Below are 20,559 nucleotides of genomic sequence, written 5' to 3' on the forward strand. Positions count from 1 at the left end.
TCCTCAGGTCCCGGCCATAACGGCCGATAAGCACCAGGTGGGTACGTCGCGGAGGCGCTGGACCAGCGTCCTGCTCGTCGCGCTCGTGCTGAGCGGTGGCCTGTCCATGACCGCGGCCGCGCACTCGGTGGTCCGGGCCGGCGATGCCCGGTACACCGCCGCGGCCATGGACTCCAGTGCCGGCGACGTCACCGCCGCGGTCGCGCACGCGGCCACCGACTACGGCAGCGTGCTCAGCGACCTCGCCTACTCGCTGGCCTCGCAGACCGACCTGTACCGCAACGACTTCCTCCGGATCACCGCCGGGCTGACCAACGTCCGGCTGCACGGCGCGACCCGGATCGGCTACGTCGTGCCCGCCACCAGCGCACAGATCCCGGACGTGCAACGGCGCTGGCGCGGATACGGCGCCGACGGGCTGACGCCGCGCCCGGCCGCCGGCACGGACGTCCACTCGTTCGTCATCTACGACAAGGTCTTCGACGGCCACCCGAACCAGCAGGGCGTCGACCTGGCCGGCAACCCGGCCGCGGCCGAGGTGCTGCGGCACGCCCGCAACCGGCGCGCGCTGGCGATCAGCCCGGCGTTCCAGCCCGCCCTGGACAACGAGACCGCCACCGGGTCCCGGCGTACGTTCGTGATGCTCGCCGCGCCGGTCTTCTCGTTCGCGGACAGCGCGGACGCGTTCCGCGGCTGGGCCGTGATGATGCTGCGCACCCAGGACTTCCTGGCACAGACCCTGCTCGACCGCGGCGCGAACGCGGTACAGGCCCGGGTCGTCGACCCGGCCGCCGGCCTCGAACTCGCCTCCGTCGCCCCCGGCCGGCGCGCGACCGGCACCGCGCTCGACCGACGGCACGAACTCACGGTCGGCGGACGCCGATGGCAGATCTCGATGACACCGACCACCCGCCTGGTGTCGGACGCCTCCGGCGGCCTGAGCGGACTCACGCTCGCGTCCGGCGCCGCGCTGACCGTCATGCTGGCCGCGATGACCGGCATCCTGGCGGGCAGCCGCGGTCGCGCACTCGACCAGGTGGACCGGGCCACCACGGCACTGCGGCTCGACATCGCGCGGCGCCAGCAGATCGAGGCGCAGCTGCGGGAGCGCGAACAGGAGTTGCAGCACCTCGCGTTCCACGACCCACTGACCGGGCTGGCGAACCGCTTGCTGTTCTACGACCGGCTCACGCACGCGCTGCACACGCACGCCCGGGAGGGACGCACGTTCGCGGTGCTGTTCATCGACCTCGACGGCTTCAAGGAGATCAACGACCGGCACGGTCACCAGGCGGGCGACACGGTGCTGCGTACGGTCGCGGACCGGCTGCGGGAAGGGCTTCGGGTGGCGGACACCGTGGCCCGGTTCGGCGGCGACGAGTACGCGATCATCCTGGAGTCCCTCACCGGGGCGGACGACGCACGGGTGGCGGCGGAGCGGGTCATCGCGGAGGTCCAGGCACCGATCGCGCTGAAGGACGGGACCGCGGTAGGGGTGTCGGCCAGTGTGGGGATCGCGGTGAACCAGCCCGGAGCGAGTGCGGACGACATCATCCGCGACGCGGACACGGCGATGTACACGGCGAAGACGGCGGGGAAGAACCGTTTCGCTTTCTGACCACGGCGGCCAGCGCCGGAGCCCGTTCCGGGGTCCCGGCATCCGGGCGGCTTCCCCGAAACCCGTACCACCCACGAGAGAACAGGCGCGCGCCGGCGGCCCCGACCAGGCCGAAAGCCCGGAGGCCACGCCCGCCCGCGAAGGCCACGCCCAGCCGCGGAGTCGCTCTCCAGCTCGCTACGGCCGGCGCATGGTCGTCTTCGCCAGCTGCAACTCGCGCATCACCTCACCCGCCATCCGGACCGAGGCCGCGTCCAGCACGTTGCCGAACTCGATCACCCGCACCCGCCCCTCCAGCCGCCGGGCCAGTTCCGGGGACTCGCTCGGCACGACCACCAGGTCCACGTCGCGCAGATCCTCGTCCGTCGTTCCCGTCAGTACCTCGATGTTCGACACCCCGGCCTGGGTCAGCGAGTCCCGGATGCTGACCGCCTGGTCCTCGGTGGAGTACAGCAGCCCGACCGTACGGTCCTTCGGCACCTGGGCGATCTGCACCAGCGTCTGGATGTGCGGCGCGGCGACGATCGCGACCACCTCGGTCTCCGGCCGGCGCAGCAGCGTGCGCGCCTCGGACAGGTGGAAGAACGTGGTCAGCACCAGGTCGGGCCGCTCCCCCGCGGCGTCGAACGCGCCCAGCACCAGTGGCTTGACCGCCACGCCGAGTTGCCTGCCCAACTCGGTCGCGAAGTATCGCGCGCGCTCGTCGTTGCATTCGACGAACGACACCGCGAGCGTCTTGTCGGCCTCCCACGCGGCCAGGCCGGCGATCAGGTCGCGAATCTCGGCGGCGGTCAGTCCCAGGCCGAGGCATTCGCGGGCGGCGGCGGAGAGGATCTCGCGCGCCCGGTTGCGGGTCTCGGACGTGGTGCGGGCCCGGCCGCCGCCGACGACCACCATGCCGTTGCGGCCGCGGGGTTCGATCAGGCCGAGTTCGCGCAGTTCACCGTACGCGTGGGCGACGGTGTTGCGGTTGATGCCGAGGTTGCTGGCGAGCAGCCGGGAACCGGGCAGCCGATCGCCGTCGCCGAGCAACCCCATCTCGATCATGAGCGTGACCTGGGAGACGATCTGACGGTAGACGGGAACGTCCGACTGCCGGCTGACACTCATGCTGGAGATCAAAGGTCACTTCCCCGCCGCTGTGTCCTGAGGATGCCGCGAGTGTAGTGGCCCGCTCGTCAGTCCAGCATCCGGCGCATCCGCAGGCTGACGATGTGGTCGTCGACCCGGGACAGCGACGCCTGCACCGTGCTCACCGGCTGGAAGCCGCGCGCGCGGTAGAACGCGATGCCGGGGCTGTCACCGAGGAACACCGACACCCACACCTCCCGGCCGCCGGCCTCGCGGATCTGCGTGACGACCCGGTCCAGCAGCAGCGTGCCGAGGCCACGGCCGCGCGCGGCCGCCTCGAGGTAGACCAGGGACAGTTCACCGGCGCGGGCGCTGATCATGCCGCCGCCGGCCGCGCCGAGCACCCGGCCGTGCTCCTCGACGACCTGGTAGCCGAACCATTGGGACGGTGCCGGGGCGATCTCCCGGGCCACCCGGCGCTCGTCGTAGAACGCGACGACGCTGCGCTCTATGTACCCCTCCGGCAGCAGCTCACGGTAGGTATCCCGGTACACCGTGCTGCAGATCCGGGCGATCTCGGCGACGTCGGCATCGGTGGCTTGTCGAACAACGGCGGTCAACGACGGTCGTGGCACGCCGAACAGATTAGCGGCCGGGGTCACACCGGCCCCGGCCGCCACTGCGTTACGGACGGGAGCGCGGGCCGCTACCCGGCTCCAGCGTGTCGATGAACTCGTGCGGGTTCTCCGCCTTCGCGGACACCCGCATCGCCTCGGCCTCGGCGTGCATGGCGCGGGCCGCGCTCGCCGGGTCGACACCGGCCTTGGCGGCCGCCCGGACCACGCGGTCGTACGCGCTCTCGGCCAGCGTGTAGGCGAGACGGTAGTCGTGCGCGGCGAACGCCTTCTTCGCCAGCCCGATCGTCAGGTCCGCGGCGTGGAGGTCCGCGGTCGCCTTCCGGGCGTCCGGATCGGCCAGCACGTCCGCGGACAGCCGGTTCGCCGCCTCGATGTACGCCGCGGTCAGGAACCGGTCGCTGTTGTCCCGGTCGAACTGGCTGAAGTCCCAGTTCACGTCGATGTAGCTCATCATCGAGTTGGACTCGTCGCCGACCCACGCGAAGTAGTGGTCGCCGGTCGGGACGATCTCGGTCGCCGACTCGCTGTCCCACCCGTCGTGCGGGTGGTGCATGCCGAGGTGGTGACCGACCTCGTGGATCTGCGTGGTGGTCAGGCCGTAGCCGGCCGCCACCACCTGCGGGTTGAGGAACGAGTAGACGTAGCTGGCGGTGCCGTCCACCCAGTTGTCGTCCGCGTAGCCGAGCAGGCCGCTGAGGTTCGCCTCGGTCACGTAGTTGAACAGCGGCATCTCGTAGTCGACCCGGCCGGCATCGTCCTGGGTCCGCTCCAGGTTCTCCAGGTTGTAGAGGTACAGGTTCGCGGACGGCGGCAGCGTCTGGTCCGGGTAGCACGGTTCCCCGGTCACGTACTGGCCGGTGTAGCAGGCCCGGTTCTGCGCGTCGAACGCCAGGTCCTGCTCGTCGAAGTCCAGCCGGTTGCGCCAGCGCAGCTCGGACAGCTCGTCGACCAGCAGCTCCGGCGTTATGTACGAGGAGCCGTCCACACCGGGCCAGCCCTCGTACGTGTTGCTGTCCAGGTTGATCGACTTCGGCAGCCGGGCGGGCAGCTCGACCGGGTAGATCGGCGACGTGGTCATCAGCAGGTCCAGCGCCACGTACCGGGTCAGTCTGGCCAGGTCCCCGGCGAGCGCGCCGGGTGCCCGGAAGCCGCCGTCGGCGTACTCCCAGGAGGTCGGCAGGCGGTAGTCCGGCTCACCGTCGCCGTCCACGTCCTGCTCGTCGACGAGGTAGTTGGTCATGTTCGCGTCCGGGCCGGCGGACAGGTCGGCGAACCAGACCCGGCGGGTCGCGCCGAGACCGGTCTCCTCGTCGTCCGCGGTGGTGCCGCCCCAGGCCATCAGCTTGCGGCTGTCCCGGTTCGCCCCGAAGTCGAAGCCGGTGTCCGGGTCCGGCTCACCGGTCTTGGTGTAGACGTGGAACTTGAAGTCCGCCCGCCCGTACCAGTTGATCAGGAAGACCGTGTTGCGCCGGGTGTCGACGCCGTGCGGCGGGTTGAACGCGAGGTACTTCTCCACCGTCGGCGCGTCGATGTAGTGGTTGTCCGTGACGTCCAGGACGTTGCGCTCCTGCGCGTTGTAGGTCTCCTGGTACTCGGTCAGCGGTGCCGGCGTGGCGAGGCTGGACAGCTTCCGGAAGAACCGGTCCTCGTACCCGCGGTCCGCGTAGGAGACCTTGTAGTCGTAGATGTACGTGATGCCGAGCTTCTCCTGCTCGCCGTACCACCGGCGCGAGGTCACCTCCGGCTCGTACGTCCGGGCCAGGCCGGACGTGAACGCCCGCTGATCCACCTTCGTCCGGTCGAAGCCGAGGAACACCACGTTGACCGGGACCTTCTCCACGAGGTTCGGCTGGCCGCCGGGCACCAGATGAGTGAACCTCGGTGCCGGTGCCGCGGCGCTCGCCGGTGTCGCCGACGCCCCGATCATCGCCGCGATTAGCGCTGTCACTAGCGCTGCTCTCCGTCTCATGCCGCTACGCTGCCACCGGACGGCCGATGAGTAAATGGCCGCATGTGGATATGTCCATTGTTGAATCACGGGGGTAACACGGGGTGAGACGCCTCATCGCGCTCGTCGTCACGCTCGCGACGCTGATCCTGATCGCACCACCGCCCGCGCAGGCCGCGCCGCCGGTGTTCTCCAATCAGGACGTCGGGCTGGGCGGCCCGGACCAGATACCGGACCCGGCGGGCAAGCCGATCCGGATCGAGGTGTCCTGGTGGGGCGTGCAGGACCGGCCGGAGCTGGCCTACGACTGGTCGCGCTACGACCCGGCGATCGAGCGCGCGCACGCGGCCGGCATGAAGATCCTGCTGCTGGTCACCTACTCGCCGCCGTGGGCGAGCGGCGGGCACGGCGCGTCGGACGGCCTGGACCACTGGTTCCCACTGCCCGAGTGGGACGACGAGTGGGGCGCGTTCATGACGGCCCTGACCCGGCGGTACGCGGGGAAGGTCTACGCGTACGAGATCTGGAACGAGCCGAACCACGCCACGTTCGGCAACTACGGCGACGGCTCCGACCTGGCCCGCAGGACCCGCTACTGGGAGGTGGTCCGGCTCAGCAACGCGCGGATCAAGGCGGAGTGCGCGGGGTGCACCGTGCTCGCCGGCGGCTCCGCGGCCGGCACCCGGCCCGCGAACCAGCCGGCCGTGCCGGACACCGTGCCCAACCCGAACTCCCCGGCCGCGTGGCTGACCTGGGCGTACGCGAACGGTTTCGGCGGCACCTTCGACGCGGTGGCGCACCACCCGTACCCCATCTGGCATCAGCGCCAGGGTCCGGCCCAGTCGGACTGCGCGCGCCCGGACCGGGTGCTGTTCGGGCCGCGCTACGTGCCCGGGTCGGCGCCGTGCGGGCAGCTGGCCGCGCTGCGCAAGGTGCTGGTCGACAACGGTCACCCGGACAAGAAGATCTGGGGTACGGAGTGGGGCTACCCCACCGCGTCCGGCCTCGGCGCGAACCACCCGTCGCTGGAGCTGATCCGCGACTTCGACGTCGAGGGCGTGCACATGTGGCGCGAGCTCGACTACGCCGGCCCGCTGTTCCTCTACCAGTTCCGGGACTCGGCCGCGTGCACGGACGCGAACCAGGACCCGGAGTGCCACTACGGCATCGTCTACCGCGACGGCACGCCGAAGGAGCCGCGCTACAGCGAGCTGGTGAACAAGGTGGCGAACTACATGCCGGCCAGCCTGGCCACCGGGCAGAGCATCCGCAAGCTGTCCGCGATGCGCTCTCCGAACGGCCGCTTCTACCTGTGGATGCAGGCCGACGGGAACCTGGTGCTCTACGACTCGTCGAACGGCCGGGCACTGTGGAGCGTGCTGAACACCGGCGGCCGGCGGCTGCTCAACCAGCCGGACGGCAACCTGGTCCTCTACAGGAACCCGGACGCGCCGGTCGCGGTCTGGGACACGAAGACCTGGACGGCCGGCCCGAGCACGCTGCACCTGCAGAACGACGGCAACCTGGTGCTCTACCGCAACGCCACCGGCAAGCCGATCTGGGCGAGCAACACGGTGGTGCGCTGAGTTCTAAGCTGGCCCGCATGGAGCGGACCCAGGCACTGATCATCGGTGGCGGCGTCGCCGGCGCCGCCACCGCGCTCGCGCTGCACCGGGCCGGCCTCACGTCCACGGTCTTCGAGGCGCACCGGTCCGGCGGCGACGACGCCGGCGCGTTCCTCACCGTGATGGCGAACGGCATGGCCGCGCTCGACTCGCTCGGCGTCGCGCAGGCCGTGCGCGACGCGTCCTACCCGGCCGCGGCCGTGGCGCTGTTCGACGCGGACGGCCGGTGCCTGGGCGAACGCCCGATCGAGGGGCCGGCCCGCACGATGCGCCGGGCCGCGCTCTACCGGGTGCTGCAGGAGCAGGTGGCGGCGCGCGGCATCCCGGTCCACCACGGCCGGCGGTTCACCGGCGCGACCGCGGGCGTCCACGCCCACTTCGCGGACGGCGGCACGGCCGAGGGCGCGTTCCTGGTCGGCGCGGACGGCATCCACTCCCGCGTCCGCGGCCTGATCGACCCGGACGCGCCACGGCCGCGCTTCACCGGCCGGCACGTGGTCTACGGCTACGCCGGCGGCAACCCCGGCGACGTGCCGCCGGACACGTACCACATGATCAACGGCAGTCGGGCGTTCTTCGGCTGCACGGCGCCCGGCGACGGCCGCACCTGGTGGTTCGCCCGGATCCCCGGCGAGCCCGGCAGCGGCGGCGCCACCCCGGCCGAGTGGCGCGAGCTGGCGCTGACGGTGTTCCGCGACGACGCCGCACCGGCGGCCGCGATCATCGCCGCGACCGGCGCCGAGGTGGTCGGCGGCGACTCCTACGACATCCCGGCCACGCCCCGCTGGCACGACGACCACATGGTGCTGACCGGCGACGCGGCGCACGCGGCCTCCCCGGCCGCGGCCCAGGGCGCCTCGATGGCGCTCGCGGACGCGGTCGCGCTGGCCGACGCACTCAGCAGACACGGCGGCGACCACCGGGGCGCGTTCGCCGACTACGAGTTGCAGCGCCGCGCCGAGACCGAGGAGACCGTCGCGGCGAGCGCCCGCCTGAACTCCCGCTGAGACAGACCAAAAGCGCTCCCGGCGCGGTGCGGTCCGCCTGCTCCCGGCGCCGTCGCCCATTCCCCCGCTCCGCTCGCCCCGCCCGGCCGTCTTCCGCCAGCCCGACGCCGCGTCGGCAACCCGGCTCCTTGCCGGCAATCCGGCTCCGCCGCGGCAACCCAGCGCCGCGTCGGCAATCCGGCACCGCCGCGGCAACCCAGCGCCGCGTCGGCAATCCGGCACCGCCGCGGCAACCCAGCGCCGCGTCGGCAATCCGGCACCGCCGCGGCAACCCAGCGCCGCGTCGGCAATCCGGCACCGCCGCGGCAACCCAGCGCCGCGTCGGCAATCCGGCACCGCCGCGGCAACCCAGCGCCGCGTCGGCAATCCGGCACCGCCGCGGCAATCCGGCACCGCCGCGGCAATCCGGCACCGCCGCGGCAATCCGGCACCGCCGCGGCAATCCGGCGCTACCCGCCCGAAATATCACGGTATTTCACCCTACGTGGGAAGCACTGCCGTCGGCGAGCATCGCCGCGCAGCCCTGTGTGATCAATCAGTGGAGCAAAATGGATATCAACTTCGCTCGATGATCTCCTTTTCGCTCCACTGATTGATCACACAGGCGCCGGACCGGCGGCGGGTGCGATCACCAGGCGCAAACGGCCGCGAACTTATCCGGAAATTTCGGGCGGACAGCGCGCATGGGCGTCATGCAGGCTGGGTCCGCACCGACGAGGTGAGGCCGCCCGGTACGCGCGGCCGACCTGCGGCCAGCGCCTCGGCGGGAACGCGCACCAGAGTCGCTCCCGCGGGCACCGCCGCGTCGCCGGTCACCACGAGCCACGACCCGCATGCGTGCCCGGGTCACGGCTCGGGCACGCTCAGCTGGTCTTGGTGATCACGACGGAGCTGACCGGGGTCTTGTTGAGGCGGTCGATCGGGGTGGTGACCCCGGCGCCCCACGTGCCGTCCTCGGTGGCCTTCCGCTTGTGGTCGGCCAGGAACGTGTAGTCGGCCTGGGACAGGCGGTCGATGCGCACCGTCCACTTCTCGCCGACGCCCTCGCCGTCCTTGGGACCCAGCGTGACCGTGTAGTCCTCGGCGACGCCGTTCTTGATCGTGATCGGCCCGTCGAGGAAGCACCATTCCTTGACGCAGACGGTCAGCGCGAGCTTCGTGCCGGTCGCGGCCACGTCCGCGCCGGAGAGCGCGACCGAGACCGTGAAGTCCCGGGAGACGCCGTCCCCGTTCTTCGGCGAGACGATCCGTGTGGTGGCCGCCGGCGGTTTCGCCGGTGCCGCCGTGGTCGCCGCCGGTGCCGGTGCGGCCGGGGCGGGCGTGGTGGCGGCCGGGGCGCCCGTCGCGGACGCGGACGGCGTGGCCGACGGCAGCGTGCCCAGCGCGGAGTCGCCCGCGCCGGAGGGCCCTGCCGTGGCAGCCGGCTCGCCGGTCGCGTCGGCCACCGGCGTCACCGGATCCGCACCCGGCCGGACCAGCACGACGACCAGCATGATCACGGCGAACACGACCGCGGCCGCGGCGATCACCCAGGGCGTACGGTTCTGCTTCCGCGCCTCGCCCGGCTCCCCGAACGGCGACGACGGCACTCCGGAAACCGGCGCCCCGAACGTCGGCGAGCCGGACACCGGCTGGCCATAGCCCGGCCCGCCGGAAACGGGCTGACCAGGCCCGCCGGACACCGGCTGCCCGTAACCCGGCTGGCCACCATGAGGTGCGCCGGAGACCGGCTGGCCACCATGAGGTGCGCCGGAGACCGGCTGGCCTACGGCCGGGGTCGCGAACGGCGGCATCGGGGTGGTCGGCGTCTCCGCGGCCGGGACCGCGGGCAGCTGGGTGGTCGGGAAACCGTCCTCGGTCGCGGTCGGCGCACCCGCTGCCACGTACTCACGGGCGTGCGCCACCGCCGGGTGACCCTCGCCGAGCGCGGCCGGCCCGTGCTCCGCGACCAGCGCGAAGTTCTTCTTCGCCACCAGCCGGTTGGCCAGCTCGTCCGCGACCACGGCCAGGTCGTACGCCAGCAGCACCATCACCGGGTCGACCGGCTGGATCCGCTGCTGACCGGCCGCGTACGCCTCCTCCAGCAGCCGCCGCGCGCCGGTGTGGTCGCCGGCCTGCGCGTACAGCCCGGCGAGCTGGCGCATGGTGGTGAGCAGCTCCGGGTCACCCGTGGTAAGCCCGGGCCGGCCCTGGTCGACGGCCTTCTCCAGCAGGGCCCGGGCCGCGGCCGGGTCCCCGCCCTCCGCGATCCGCTGGGCCTGCTGGCGGGCTTCGGGATACGAGTGCACCCGGACATGGTTCCTGATCGCCGCAACGCCCCGCCACCCCGGTCCCGCGGTCCCGCGAGCAGGGCACGATCCACCGGCAGCCCGGCTCGGGGACCGCCGTGGCCCGGTACCGGCGGTCCCCGAGCCACGCGTAACCGGTGGCGCGGGTGGCGTACCGTCCCAGGTCATGATCGCCGTACGCCCCTGGCACCTGGTAGTCCTGCTGATCTGCATGGGCGGCACCGCCGCGCTCGTCGCCGCCGCGGTAGCGCTGAGCCGGCGGCGGTAGCGGCCGGCCGTTGCCGGCCATGCGCACACTGGACCCGTGCCCCCGACGCGGAAGACCCCACCGAGGATCCCCACCCCGGTCGCCTGGCTGGTGGCCGCCGTGGTCGTACCGGTATGGATCTGGTGCTGCGTGGCGGGCGTGTGGGCCTTCGGCAAGGAGTCGCTGGCCCGGGCCGGGTGGATCGGCGACCGCGGCACGGTGGTCGTCGACGGCTGCGCGGACGACCTGATCACCATCGGCATCGGCGCGAAATGGGAGGACTGTTCCGGCCTCTTCACCGCGGCCGGCGGCACCACGGCACCGGAGCCGGTGGTGATCGCCAACTCCCGCGAGCTCGCGACCGGCAGCCGCGTCGAGGTGCTGCTGGTCGGCGACGTGGCGTACCTGCCGCACTGGGGTGACGCCATCGCCGCCGCGATCACCATGCTGGTGTGCGCCGCGTTCGGCGGCATCGTGATCGTCCCGCTCCTGCTGGCGCTCCACGCGCGGGTGACGCGGCGGAACCCGCCGGTCGTGACGCAGCGCCGCCGGATCGGGAGATCCCGCCGCGGCCGCCGGGCGGCGTCGCGCGGCGGACGGCCGAACTGATACGCAAAGTCACCGCAAAACTACCCAAAAAATTCTCGGATCCGGGGCAGCAGCGACGACGGTTGACCGCGTTCAGGGGGTGGAGAACAACCGGCGAGGTCCGAGGAGAACAGCACCGATGGCATCCAAGCGCAGGCGGATCACAGTGGGAGTGACGGTCACCGCGGCCGTGGCCGTGCTCCTCGGGGTCGGCATCGGCACCGCGAACGCGGGCACCCGCCCCTGGTGGGACCGGTGGAAGCCGCGGCCGAAGCCGGTCGCGTCCGCACCGGCCACGCCGACGCCCACGCCGTCCGCCGTCGCCACCACGAAGGCACCGGCGCCGAGCGTGTCGCCGTCGCGCACCACCGCCGCGCCGAGCGTCACCCCGGCCACGTCGAAGCCGGCGGCGTCACCGTCGGTGACCGCCCCCGCCACCGGCGCCTGGACGCCGCCGCCGGCGAACGCGGGCTTCGACTACCAGATCGGCGGGGCGTACGCGCCGCCGTCCGGCGTGACCGTGGTCAGCCGGGACAGCGAGGCCAGCCCGGCCGCGGGGCTCTACAACATCTGCTACATCAACGCGTTCCAGGTGCAGCCGGGCGCGCAGTCGTGGTGGGAGAAGAACCACAACGACCTGCTGCTGCGGGACAAGAGCGGCAACCTCGTGATCGACGAGGACTGGGACGAGGCGATGCTGGACTTCTCCACCGCGGCCAAGCGCGCCGCGCTGACCACGGTCGCGGCCGGCTGGATCGACCAGTGCAAGGCCAAGGGCTTCCAGGCGATCGAGCCGGACAACCTCGACTCGTACACCCGGTCCAACGGGTTGCTGACCCAGGCTCAGGCGGTGGAGTACGCGGCGGCGCTCTCCGCCTACGCACACGGCAAGGGCCTGGCCGTCGGTCAGAAGAACCTGGCGGAGCTGTCCACCGCGAACGCGAAGAAGGCCGGGTTCGACTTCGCGGTCGCCGAGGAGTGCGGGGCGTGGAACGAGTGCGACCGCTACACCGCTACGTACGGTAACAACGTCGTCGTGATCGAATACACTCAGAGCGGCTTCACGAAGGCGTGCAACGGGTTCGGCAGCAAGCTCTCGATCGTCCTGCGGGACGTCGACGTGACGGCGCCGGGGTCGCGTTCGTACGTGTTCAAGGGCTGCTGATCTGCTTTCCCGATTCCGCTACGCCCCCGAGATCTCCGGTGCCCCGCGCGGGCCCGGAGATCTCCGGCGTCGAGGCGAACAGGCCACGATGAGCACCAACGAGTCGACGACGGTCGTCACCGGCCGTGCGGAGGACTTCGACGACTTCGTGCACGGCCGCGGCCGGGCGCTGCTGCGGTTCGCGTACGTGCTGTCCGGTGACGCGCACCTGGCGGAGGACCTGGTGCAGGAGGTGCTGGCGCGCATGCACCGGCGCTGGCACAAGGTCACCGTGATGGAGAGCCCGGAGGCGTACGTGCGGACCGCGATCGTGCGCCAGTTCGTCTCCTGGCGCCGGCGCTTCTCCGCCCGGGAGGCGATCCTCGCGGACGTGCCGGAGCCGGCCGGTGTCGACGAACCACAGGCGCGGGTGGCCGCCCGCGACCAGATGTGGCAGCTGATGGCCGGGCTGCCGCGCTCTCAGCGCGCGGTGCTGGTGCTGCGCTTCTACGAGGATCTGCCGGACGACGAGATCGCCGCGCTGCTGGGCTGCGGGCAGTCCACGGTCCGGTCCCAGGCGGCCCGCGCGCTGGCGAGGATGCGGACCATGTTGAGCGAGAGAGGAGTGGGCGGCGATGGATGAGCTGGACCGGTTGCTGGCGGAGACGATGCACGACGCGGCCGGCCGCGCCCCCTCCGACGACGGCCTGCTGCGCGGCGTGCACACGCGGTCCCGGGTGCTCCGCCGGCGCCGCATGATCACCACGAGCGTTTCCGCGGTGGTGGCCGTGGTCGCGGTCGGCGTGCCGGTCGCGGCCGTGCTGACCACCCGGCCCGAGCCGGTCGTGCCACCGGCCGCCACCGCACCGGCCGTGCCGCCCTCCCCCACCGCCGCGGCCAGCGCGTCCCCGTCCCCGCCGGCCGCGCCGCCGTCGAGCGGCCCGCCGTCGCCGTCCGCGCCGCCGCCGGAGAGCGAGGCGCCGGCCGGCACCGCGGTGACGCTGGCCGAGGGCTGGACCGCGCCGGTGTTCCCGTACACGCTGCCGCCCGCGGACGACCGGCGCACGCCGGTGGCCACGATGAGCGGCGGCGACCTGATCGGCTTCTTCGAGACCACCGACCCGGCGCACGAGGCGGACATCACGGTCACGGTGTCCGGCGTGCGCCCGTCGTTCGGCACGCCCGGCACCGAGACCGCGCGGCAGGTGCGCGGCAGGGCCGGCACGCTGCGGACCGTGGACGTGCAGCCGGCCCGGCAGCTCACGCTGTACTGGCAGGAGTCGCCGGGCCGGTGGATCTCGCTGACCACGGACGACACGTACACGCCGGACCAGGTGGTCGAGTGGGCCGGCGCGCTGTCCGAGGCGTCGATCGCGGTGCAGCCGCCGTTCCGGCTCGGCGTGTCCCCGGCCGGGCTGACCACCACGACCGTCACCAAGTCTCGGATGATCTTCACCGGCCCGGGCGACGTCAGCCTGATCCTGCGCAAGCGGCAGCAGCTGACCGGCACGAACCAGACCATCAACGGGTACGCCGCGGCGCTCACCCGGGACGACGCCGGCGCCCGGCTGACCATCGACGTGGACGACTGGGACGCCACGCTGGAGATCACCGTCACCGGCGGCCTCACCATCACCGACGCCGACCTGCTCCGCCTCGGCACCGGCGTGCAGCTGCTGACCCGCTCCAACCCGGAGTAGCAGGCCGTTTCCCCAGGGGGTCCCGCCCGTCCGCCGGCTCAGCGGGCGGGCGGGAACTGGCCGTAGTCCTGCACGATGCCGGTGGTCAGCGTCATCAGCTCGGGTGACTCGCGCTGCAGGTCCGGGTCCTTGAAACTGAACGCGAACAGGCCGTCCGCGACCAGCCGGGCCAGCGCCTCCGGCGGGAACGTGCGGTGCAGGTCGTCCAGGTAGACGGCGAGCGAGTCCTCGTGCGGGCCGTAGTGCGAGACCATCACCGGGCCGTGCGCGCCGAGCACGCCGACCATCTGCGCGATGTGGTCCGCGTTGCCGTCCTCGGTGAACGCGCCGAAGCTCTGGAAGTCGGACGCGCGCATGACCTCCACGAAATACTGGAACATCGACCGGCCGGCGCCGTTCTCCGGGTCGTCGTGGGAGGCGTTCCAGCCGTCCCAGTTCAGCGCGATGCGCAGGTTCGGTGCGGCGGCCCGCATCACCCGGATCAGCTCGAGGTATCGCTCCTTGAGCGCCATGTAGTAGTTCGTGGTCGCCGGGTCGTCGAGGTAGCCGTTGTCCGCGCAGGTCAGGTGCTGGAGGCCGGAGAACATCGAGATGTACAGCGGCGGCCCGTCCGCCCGGCCCGCGAATGCGGCCGCCAGCCGCCGCATGTCCGGCACGAACTCGTCGGACAGCGGGTAGGGCTGACCGCACGCGTGGCCGAACCGGGTGTCCAGCGACTCGCCGTCCTCCCAGGTGCCGACGATCACGTGCATGGCCAGACCGGACGCGTACGTCTGCGGGATCACGTCGGCCCGCCAGCCCTCGAACCGCTCCAGGTCGCCCTGCTTGTGGTACCAGGTGGTGACCATGCCGATGCCGGACTGCATCAGCGGTGACTTCCCGGCCCGCACCGGGTCCGGCCCGAGGCCGAAGAGGATCCGCGGCGCGGCCGCCACCCCGCCCGCGACGCCACCGGCCCGCTGGAGACCGCGACCGGCTACCGTGGCCGACCCGCCGGCCAGCACCAGCACCCCGGCCAGCACCAGCGCGAGCAGCGCGGCCGGCACCCGCCGCCGGTCCGCCCGCACCGGCCGCCGGGGCGGCGCGGCCGGCACCGGCGACGTCACGGCCACCGCCGGGCCGGGGGCGTGCGACGCAGGCGCCGGGGAGCCCGTCGCCGGGGCCGCGGCGTGCGGGCCTGACGTCGCAGGAGCCGCATCGCGGGAGCCGGAGGCCGCCGGGCCCGTGGTCGGTGGGCCGGCGGCCGGGTCCGGCCGGTCCGCGGTCTCGGTGAGCAGCGCCCGGTAGGCCTCGCGGAGCCGGCTGCCCGGCTCCGCGCCGAACGTGTCCAGCAGCAGCACGCGCGCCGCCTCGTAGCTGGCCAGCGCGTCCACCTGCCAGCCGGCCGCGCGCTGCGCGACGACCAGCCGCTCCCAGGCCGGCTCGCGCAGCCGGTCCTCGGTCAGCATCGCGCGAGCCAGCGCGATCGCCTCGCCCGCCTCGCCGGTCGCGATCAGCGCGTCGGCCAGCGTGTACCGCGCGCTCCAGCGCAGCTCGGTCAGGTGCCGGACGGTGACCGTGTCGAGCGCGTCCGCCTCCGGGTCGCCGCGCCACAGCGCCAGCGCCCGCTGCTCCAGCCGCACGGCCGCGGCCGGGTCGCCCTGCCCGAGCGCGGCCATCCCGGCCTCGGCCAGCGCACTGAACACGTCCGCGTCCAGCTCGCCCTCCGCCACCGTGAGCCGGTAGGCGCCGCCACGGCCGGCCAGGCGTGCCTCCCCGTCCGTACCCGGTGGGAGGATCTTGCGCAGTTGGTGGATGTAGGTCTTGATGCTGCCGCTGACCGAGCTGGGGTAGTCGGCGCGCTCCCAGAGCGCCGCGGCCAGCGTGTCGTTGTCGACCCAGCGGTTGCGCCCGCGCAGCAGCGCGGCGAGCAGCGTGCGGCGGCGGCCGGGCGGCAGCGGCACGTCGGTCCCGTCCGGCCCGGTCACGGCGAGCGGGCCCAGCACGGCGAACGACGGCTCCACGGGATGAGACAACAGACACTCCTGGAAATCGATATCGACCGTCACAGCCTAGGACAAGAGGTGCCGACCGCGTCACCCGTCCGTACCGCTTCTGAACTGCGGTTTCACCATTTGCTCACCGCGACCTGACCGAATCGGCGGGCACAGTGGACGGAGTGCGCGTCCCCTGTTCCCGGGTCATGACGCCCAACCGCACGCGTCCCTAGCGTGACCTGCGCCGAGCTTCACCGCTAGCAGAGGGAGGGATCATGCGGACTCATCTGGCCGCCGCGGCCGCCGGGCTCGTGGTCATCACCGGAACCGGGATCGCCGTGGCACAGGCCGCACCCGCGGCCGACGCCGTGACACGCACCGGATCACTGGTCAACACGTGCGCGAACCCGGTCGTGGACCGGGACGTCACCGGCTGGGGCCGGCACGGCACCGGCGCGGCCGGCGCGCGGGTCGCGATCGGCGCGCACGTCGTGGCCGATCACGCCTATCGCCAGCCGTCCGGGAACGGCGTGAACCCGGAGATGTACCTGCCGCAGAAGGACGTCACCGAGGCCGAGCGCTGGCGGTTCGCGATGGACACCTGGGTCAGCGGCACCACCGCGGCGGTGACCGCGCGGATGCAGGTGGACTGGTACGGCCCGGCCAGTGCCTACCTCGGCCACTCCAACGGCGCCGAGGTCCCGGTCACGCCGAACGCGGTGGAGACGTGGACCCGAGTCGCCGGCGAGTTCACCGCGCCGGGCGGCGCCACCCGCGCGAACGTGACCGCGCAACTGACCGGCCCGGCCGGGATGACCTGGTCCGCGACCGCCTGCGACTACCAGCCGATCTCGTTGCCGGACCCGACGACCCCGCCGGCCACCCCGCCGCCGGGCGGCGCGGACACCGCGGCGCAGCGCTACAACTGGGGCACCCCGCTGCCGGCGTCCGACGAGTTCGACTACGGCAGCGCGGCCGCGCCCGCGAAACCGGACGCGACGAAGTGGACGCTGGCCGGCAGCGAGGCCAGCGGCTGCTGGGAGGGGCACAACGGCAACGGGCGGCGCTGCGAGGAGAACAGCCGGGTGCTGGGCGGCATCATGCGGATGACCGGCGAGGCCGGCGGCGACACCGGCCTGCTGGGCAGCAAGTTCGCGCAGCGGTACGGCCGGTGGGAGGTGCGGGCCCGCTCGCAGGCCACGTCCGCGAACAACGGCAAGCAGTACCACCCGGTGCTGCTGCTCTGGCCGGACGACGAGGAGTGGCCGGAGGGCGCGGAGTACGACTACCTGGAGAACAGCGCGCCCGGCGAGCAGTGCGCCGAGGCGTTCATGCACTACCCGAACCACCAGCCGAAGGTGCAGGAGCATGCGACGAAGTGCAACGTCGACCTGACCCAGTGGCACAACTTCGCGTTCGAGTGGACGCCGCAGCACGTCAAGGGCTTCATCGACGGGCAGCAGTGGTTCGTGTTCAGCGCGGACTGCATCCAGTGCGCGCCCGGCCCGATGTTCCAGACGATCCAGCTGGACAACTTCCACGGCACCGGCCTGCAGACCGCGATCTTCGAGGTCGACTGGGCACGGGTCTACTCGCTGTGAGTCCGGTGGCCGGCGAGCCCGGCCGGGGTGTAGAGCCCGTCGGCCACCGCCCGCACCAGCAGGTCCGCCTTGGTCGGCAGGTGGTGGCCCAGCTCCGCGTACTTCTGCCGGATCCGTTTGATGTACATCTCCACCGTGTGCGGTGAGATGCCCATCCGGCGGGCCACCGACGCCTTGGTCAGCGAGCCGAGCCACCAGCACAGCGCCGCGTGCTCGCGCGCGGACAGGTGCGGGACGATCCTGGGAGCCGTGCCCCGCCCGTGTGGCACGGCCGCCAGGATCTCGGCGATCAACTCGCGCCGGTCCCGGTCCACGGTGAACACCACGACCGGACGGCGGTGCAGGCCGAGGACGCACGCGCCGGAGTCGCACACCAGCACGTCCGCGTCCTCGGCCTCGGTCACCGCCAGCCGTGGGTCCTGCCGCAGCCAGGAGCGCACACCCTCGGCCACCACCGGACGCATGCCGGCGACGCCGACGCGGATCGTCACCACATCCATGACCACCGAGCCTGCGGTACGGCGGTCAGCGGTGGGTCAATCCGCGGTGAAGGTCCGGGTCAGCGCGGTGCCGGTGGGCGCGGTGACGGCGGCGCGGGCCGGTCCTCGACCGGCGTGAGCGGGAACGTCACGCTGTCGCCGTCCGCGACCGTCACCTCCGTACCCTCGTGGCCGAACGTCGCGGCGTCGCCGCGCACCGCGTAGGTCACCTCGCCGGGCGTGACGGTCACGGTCAGCCGCGCCCGCCGCCAGCGCATCCGGAACCGCAGCCGGGACAGGCCCGGTGCCAGCCGGGGCGCGAACGACAGCCGCCCGCCGCAGTCGCGCAGCCCGCCGAAACCCATCACCAGCGCCATCCACGCGCCCGCGCACGCGGCGATGTGCAGGCCGTCGCCGCCGGACTCGCCGCCGCCGCGCAGGTCGAGCAGCGCGGCCTCGGCCAGGTACGCGTGGGCCAGGGACAGGTGCCCGGTCTCCGCCGCGAGCACGGCCTGGACCGGCGCGGACAGCGACGAGTCACGGACCGTGCGGGCCTCGTAGTAGGCGAAGTTACGCCGTTTCTGCTCCGGCGTGAACACGTCGCCGCGCATCAGCATGGCCAGCACCAGGTCCGCCTGCTTGACCACCTGACGGCGGTAGAGGTTCAGGTACGGGTGGTGCAGCATCAGCGGGAACCGGTCCCCCGGGAAGGTCCACTCCTCCAGGCGGGTGAACCCGGCCGACTGGTCGTGCACGTCGTGCCGTTCGTCGTACGGGATCGCGATCCGGTCCGCTATCTCCAGCGAGTGCTGGTCGAGCGCGGCGGCGCGCAGATTCTGCTGCGCCATCAGGTTCGTGTAGACGTTGTCGTCCATCAGCGCGCTGTACTCGTCCGGGCCGGTCACGCCCACGATGTGCGCGACGCCGTCCGCGTCCAGATGCGACACGCTCACCCACAGCCGCGCGGTCTCGTCGATCAGCTCACGGCCGGCCTCGCGCATGAACGTCTCGTCGCCGGTGGCCGCGTGGTAGCGCAGCACCGCACCGGCGATGTCCGCGTTCACGTGCAGGCCCGCGGTGCCGGCCGGCCAGTAGCCGGAGCACTCCGGGCCGGTGATCGTCCGCCAGGCGAACGCGGCACCGGCCAGGCCCAGCTCCCGGGCCCGGTCCCGGGCGTGGCCGAGCGTGTGGTGCCGCCAGCGGAGTGCGCGCTCGGCGTACTCCGGGTGGGTGTAGGTGAGCACCGGCAGCACGTAGATCTCGGTGTCCCAGAGCGTGTGGCCGTCGTATCCGTTGCCGGTCAGGCCCTTCGCCGGGATCGGGCCGGGCACGGACAGCGCACCGGCCTGCAGCACGTGGAACAGCCCGAACCGGACCGCCTGCTGCACCTCCGGGTCACCGTCGATCTCCACGTCCGCGTCCGCCCAGAACGCCTCCAGGTGCCGGCACTGCTCGTCGGTGAGCACGTCGAACCCGGCCGCCACGGCCGCGTCCCGCTCCCGCAGCGCGGACTCGCGCACGTCCTCGTCGCCACCCCACCGGTACGCCACGATCTTGTCGAACCGCAGCTCGCCGTGGCCCTCCGCGGTCCACCGGAGCAGGTCCGGCTCCGACGACACGATGCCGTCCGCGCCGACGTGCGCGACCGCGGCCGCCACCGAGATCTTCGAGCGGCGGGTCCGGTGCACCAGCGCGTCCCGGTCGTGCGCCACCGGCTCGAACGGCCGCGGGATGATCTCGCTGGCCCGCGGGTCGTCCCGCTGCTCCGGCGGCTCCTCGTTGACCCGCACGTCCGACTCGGCCCGCAGCGGCGCGTCGGCCCGGGCCACGTACCGGACCGCCGCGATCGACGGCCGGGTGAACGAGACCAGCCGCTCGGTGCGCAGGCTCAGCCGCACGCCCCGCGGCGAGGTCCACTCGACCTCCCGGACCAGCGTGCCGCGCCGCAGGTCGAGCACCCGCTCGTGCCGGGTCACGGTGCCGGTGCGCACGTCGAAGCGCTCACCGCCGACGGTCAGCGTGATCGGCTTGGCGTTCGGCGCGTCCACGATCGTCTCGGTGCGCTTCGGGAACGCGTATCCCTCCTCCGGGTAGCTCAGGTCCCGCTCCTCGAACAGCGAGTTCAGGTAGGTGCCCGGCATGCCGCAGATCTCCGGCTCGTCCAGGTTGCCGCGCAGGCCGATGTGGCCGTTGGCCAGCGCGAACACGGACTCCCGCTGGCGCAGCTCGCCGTCGTCCGGCACGCCCGTCTCCCGTACCGCCCACGGCTCCGCCGCCCCGATCTCAGACATCCGCACCCTCTCGCCGCTCCGGTATCCAAGTCCCTTACCCAGCTCACCACGGATTGGCACGAGTGATCTCGGTGGCCGGTCGCTACCCTTGATCACCCCGAGCCGACCCGATGATCATCGAGCCCCGCGCATCCGGCGGCCCCGCCGCCGGCGACACGAGGGACATCAGGAGCGACCGCCGATCGGCGCGGTCGGCCCGGCGGCGTACTCACCCTGCCGCATGCCGCGTTCTCCCGGCCCGGCGTCAAGATCCTTTCATGCGTCACGGCCCTTTCGCGGGGGCTGGAAGGGCCGTGACGCATGAAAGGATCTTGAGTCCTGATGCGTGGGTGACGACA

At 72.6% G+C, this 20,559-nt stretch carries 15 protein-coding genes; 8 read left to right on the top strand and 7 right to left on the bottom strand.

Going from position 1 to position 20,559, the window contains the following annotated elements; genetic code table 11:
• The first annotated feature begins 37 nt into the window (after nucleotides 1–37).
• Nucleotides 38–1,618, top strand: a complete 1,581-nt coding sequence (locus J2S42_RS07475) for a sensor domain-containing diguanylate cyclase (RefSeq protein ID WP_307236627.1) — start codon at nucleotides 38–40, stop codon at nucleotides 1,616–1,618.
• A gap of 177 nt (nucleotides 1,619–1,795) precedes the next feature.
• On the opposite strand, the gene J2S42_RS07480 is transcribed toward J2S42_RS07475, so the two are convergent.
• The 3 genes from J2S42_RS07480 to J2S42_RS07490 form a co-directional block, all read right to left on the bottom strand.
• The gene (locus J2S42_RS07480) at nucleotides 1,796–2,728 is read right to left on the bottom strand and encodes a GntR family transcriptional regulator (RefSeq protein ID WP_307236630.1); all 933 of its coding nucleotides are present in this window, start codon (nucleotides 2,726–2,728) and stop codon (nucleotides 1,796–1,798) included.
• A gap of 68 nt (nucleotides 2,729–2,796) precedes the next feature.
• Nucleotides 2,797–3,324, bottom strand: coding sequence for a GNAT family N-acetyltransferase (locus tag J2S42_RS07485; RefSeq protein WP_307236632.1), 528 nt, complete (start codon nucleotides 3,322–3,324; stop codon nucleotides 2,797–2,799).
• A gap of 49 nt (nucleotides 3,325–3,373) precedes the next feature.
• Nucleotides 3,374–5,254 carry a hypothetical protein gene (locus J2S42_RS07490; RefSeq protein WP_307236635.1) on the bottom strand — a complete coding sequence of 627 codons (1,881 nt, stop codon included), beginning with the start codon at nucleotides 5,252–5,254 and terminating at the stop codon, nucleotides 3,374–3,376.
• A 125-nt stretch (nucleotides 5,255–5,379) separates the two neighbouring features.
• Here J2S42_RS07490 and J2S42_RS07495 point away from each other — a divergent pair, with 125 nt between their 5' ends.
• Both J2S42_RS07495 and J2S42_RS07500 read left to right on the top strand, forming a co-directional pair.
• The gene (locus J2S42_RS07495) at nucleotides 5,380–6,861 is read left to right on the top strand and encodes a hypothetical protein (protein WP_307236638.1); all 1,482 of its coding nucleotides are present in this window, start codon (nucleotides 5,380–5,382) and stop codon (nucleotides 6,859–6,861) included.
• Between the two features lie 17 nt (nucleotides 6,862–6,878).
• Nucleotides 6,879–7,907 carry an FAD-dependent monooxygenase gene (locus tag J2S42_RS07500; RefSeq protein ID WP_307236641.1) on the top strand — a complete coding sequence of 343 codons (1,029 nt, stop codon included), beginning with the start codon at nucleotides 6,879–6,881 and terminating at the stop codon, nucleotides 7,905–7,907.
• 863 nt (nucleotides 7,908–8,770) lie between these two features.
• On the opposite strand, the gene J2S42_RS07505 is transcribed toward J2S42_RS07500, so the two are convergent.
• Nucleotides 8,771–10,195: a tetratricopeptide repeat protein gene (locus tag J2S42_RS07505; RefSeq protein ID WP_307236644.1), complete on the bottom strand. Its 1,425-nt coding sequence runs from the start codon at nucleotides 10,193–10,195 to the stop codon at nucleotides 8,771–8,773.
• Nucleotides 10,196–10,499: 304 nt separating this feature from the next.
• Here J2S42_RS07505 and J2S42_RS07510 point away from each other — a divergent pair, with 304 nt between their 5' ends.
• The 4 genes from J2S42_RS07510 to J2S42_RS07525 all read left to right on the top strand — a co-directional run bounded on the left by J2S42_RS07510 (nucleotide 10,500) and on the right by J2S42_RS07525 (nucleotide 13,874).
• Nucleotides 10,500–11,051 (top strand): hypothetical protein, encoded by a 552-nt coding sequence (locus J2S42_RS07510; protein WP_307236646.1) that lies wholly within the window; start codon nucleotides 10,500–10,502, stop codon nucleotides 11,049–11,051.
• A gap of 151 nt (nucleotides 11,052–11,202) precedes the next feature.
• Nucleotides 11,203–12,195 carry an endo alpha-1,4 polygalactosaminidase gene (locus tag J2S42_RS07515; protein WP_307236649.1) on the top strand — a complete coding sequence of 331 codons (993 nt, stop codon included), beginning with the start codon at nucleotides 11,203–11,205 and terminating at the stop codon, nucleotides 12,193–12,195.
• A gap of 88 nt (nucleotides 12,196–12,283) precedes the next feature.
• Nucleotides 12,284–12,817, top strand: a complete 534-nt coding sequence (locus tag J2S42_RS07520) for a SigE family RNA polymerase sigma factor (protein ID WP_307236652.1) — start codon at nucleotides 12,284–12,286, stop codon at nucleotides 12,815–12,817.
• Entirely contained in the window at nucleotides 12,810–13,874 is a 1,065-nt protein-coding gene (locus J2S42_RS07525; RefSeq protein ID WP_307236655.1) for a hypothetical protein, read from the top strand. Before J2S42_RS07520 ends, J2S42_RS07525 begins: the two co-directional genes overlap by 8 nt.
• 38 nt (nucleotides 13,875–13,912) lie before the next feature.
• On the opposite strand, the gene J2S42_RS07530 is transcribed toward J2S42_RS07525, so the two are convergent.
• Nucleotides 13,913–15,889, bottom strand: coding sequence for an AfsR/SARP family transcriptional regulator (locus J2S42_RS07530; protein WP_307236658.1), 1,977 nt, complete (start codon nucleotides 15,887–15,889; stop codon nucleotides 13,913–13,915).
• A gap of 236 nt (nucleotides 15,890–16,125) precedes the next feature.
• Between J2S42_RS07530 and J2S42_RS07535 the strand changes: the two genes are divergently transcribed.
• Nucleotides 16,126–17,451: a glycoside hydrolase family 16 protein gene (locus J2S42_RS07535; RefSeq protein ID WP_307236661.1), complete on the top strand. Its 1,326-nt coding sequence runs from the start codon at nucleotides 16,126–16,128 to the stop codon at nucleotides 17,449–17,451.
• Here J2S42_RS07535 and J2S42_RS07540 read toward each other — a convergent pair.
• Both J2S42_RS07540 and J2S42_RS07545 read right to left on the bottom strand, forming a co-directional pair.
• Entirely contained in the window at nucleotides 17,439–17,951 is a 513-nt protein-coding gene (locus J2S42_RS07540; RefSeq protein ID WP_307236663.1) for a response regulator transcription factor, read from the bottom strand. The two genes, J2S42_RS07535 and J2S42_RS07540, sit on opposite strands and share 13 nt — an antisense overlap.
• A gap of 59 nt (nucleotides 17,952–18,010) precedes the next feature.
• On the bottom strand, nucleotides 18,011–20,221 hold the full coding sequence (locus J2S42_RS07545) for a glycoside hydrolase family 65 protein (protein ID WP_307236666.1): 2,211 nt from the start codon (nucleotides 20,219–20,221) through the stop codon (nucleotides 18,011–18,013).
• Nucleotides 20,222–20,559: the final 338 nt, after the last annotated feature.

The organism is Catenuloplanes indicus (assembly GCF_030813715.1).
In the GTDB taxonomy this organism is placed as follows: Bacteria; Actinomycetota; Actinomycetes; order Mycobacteriales; family Micromonosporaceae; genus Catenuloplanes; species Catenuloplanes indicus.

What these genes read in the sequence shown, in the direction of transcription:
- J2S42_RS07480 (WP_307236630.1), bottom strand. Translation starts at nt 2,728, where the DNA reads ATGAGTGTCAGCCGGCAGTCGGACGTTCCCGTCTACCGTCAGATCGTC.
- J2S42_RS07490 (WP_307236635.1), bottom strand. Translation starts at nt 5,254, where the DNA reads ATGATCGGGGCGTCGGCGACACCGGCGAGCGCCGCGGCACCGGCACCG.
- J2S42_RS07500 (WP_307236641.1), top strand. Translation starts at nt 6,879, where the DNA reads ATGGAGCGGACCCAGGCACTGATCATCGGTGGCGGCGTCGCCGGCGCC.
- J2S42_RS07520 (WP_307236652.1), top strand. Translation starts at nt 12,284, where the DNA reads ATGAGCACCAACGAGTCGACGACGGTCGTCACCGGCCGTGCGGAGGAC.
- J2S42_RS07525 (WP_307236655.1), top strand. Translation starts at nt 12,810, where the DNA reads ATGGATGAGCTGGACCGGTTGCTGGCGGAGACGATGCACGACGCGGCC.
- J2S42_RS07535 (WP_307236661.1), top strand. Translation starts at nt 16,126, where the DNA reads ATGCGGACTCATCTGGCCGCCGCGGCCGCCGGGCTCGTGGTCATCACC.
- J2S42_RS07540 (WP_307236663.1), bottom strand. Translation starts at nt 17,951, where the DNA reads ATGGATGTGGTGACGATCCGCGTCGGCGTCGCCGGCATGCGTCCGGTG.
- J2S42_RS07545 (WP_307236666.1), bottom strand. Translation starts at nt 20,221, where the DNA reads ATGTCTGAGATCGGGGCGGCGGAGCCGTGGGCGGTACGGGAGACGGGC.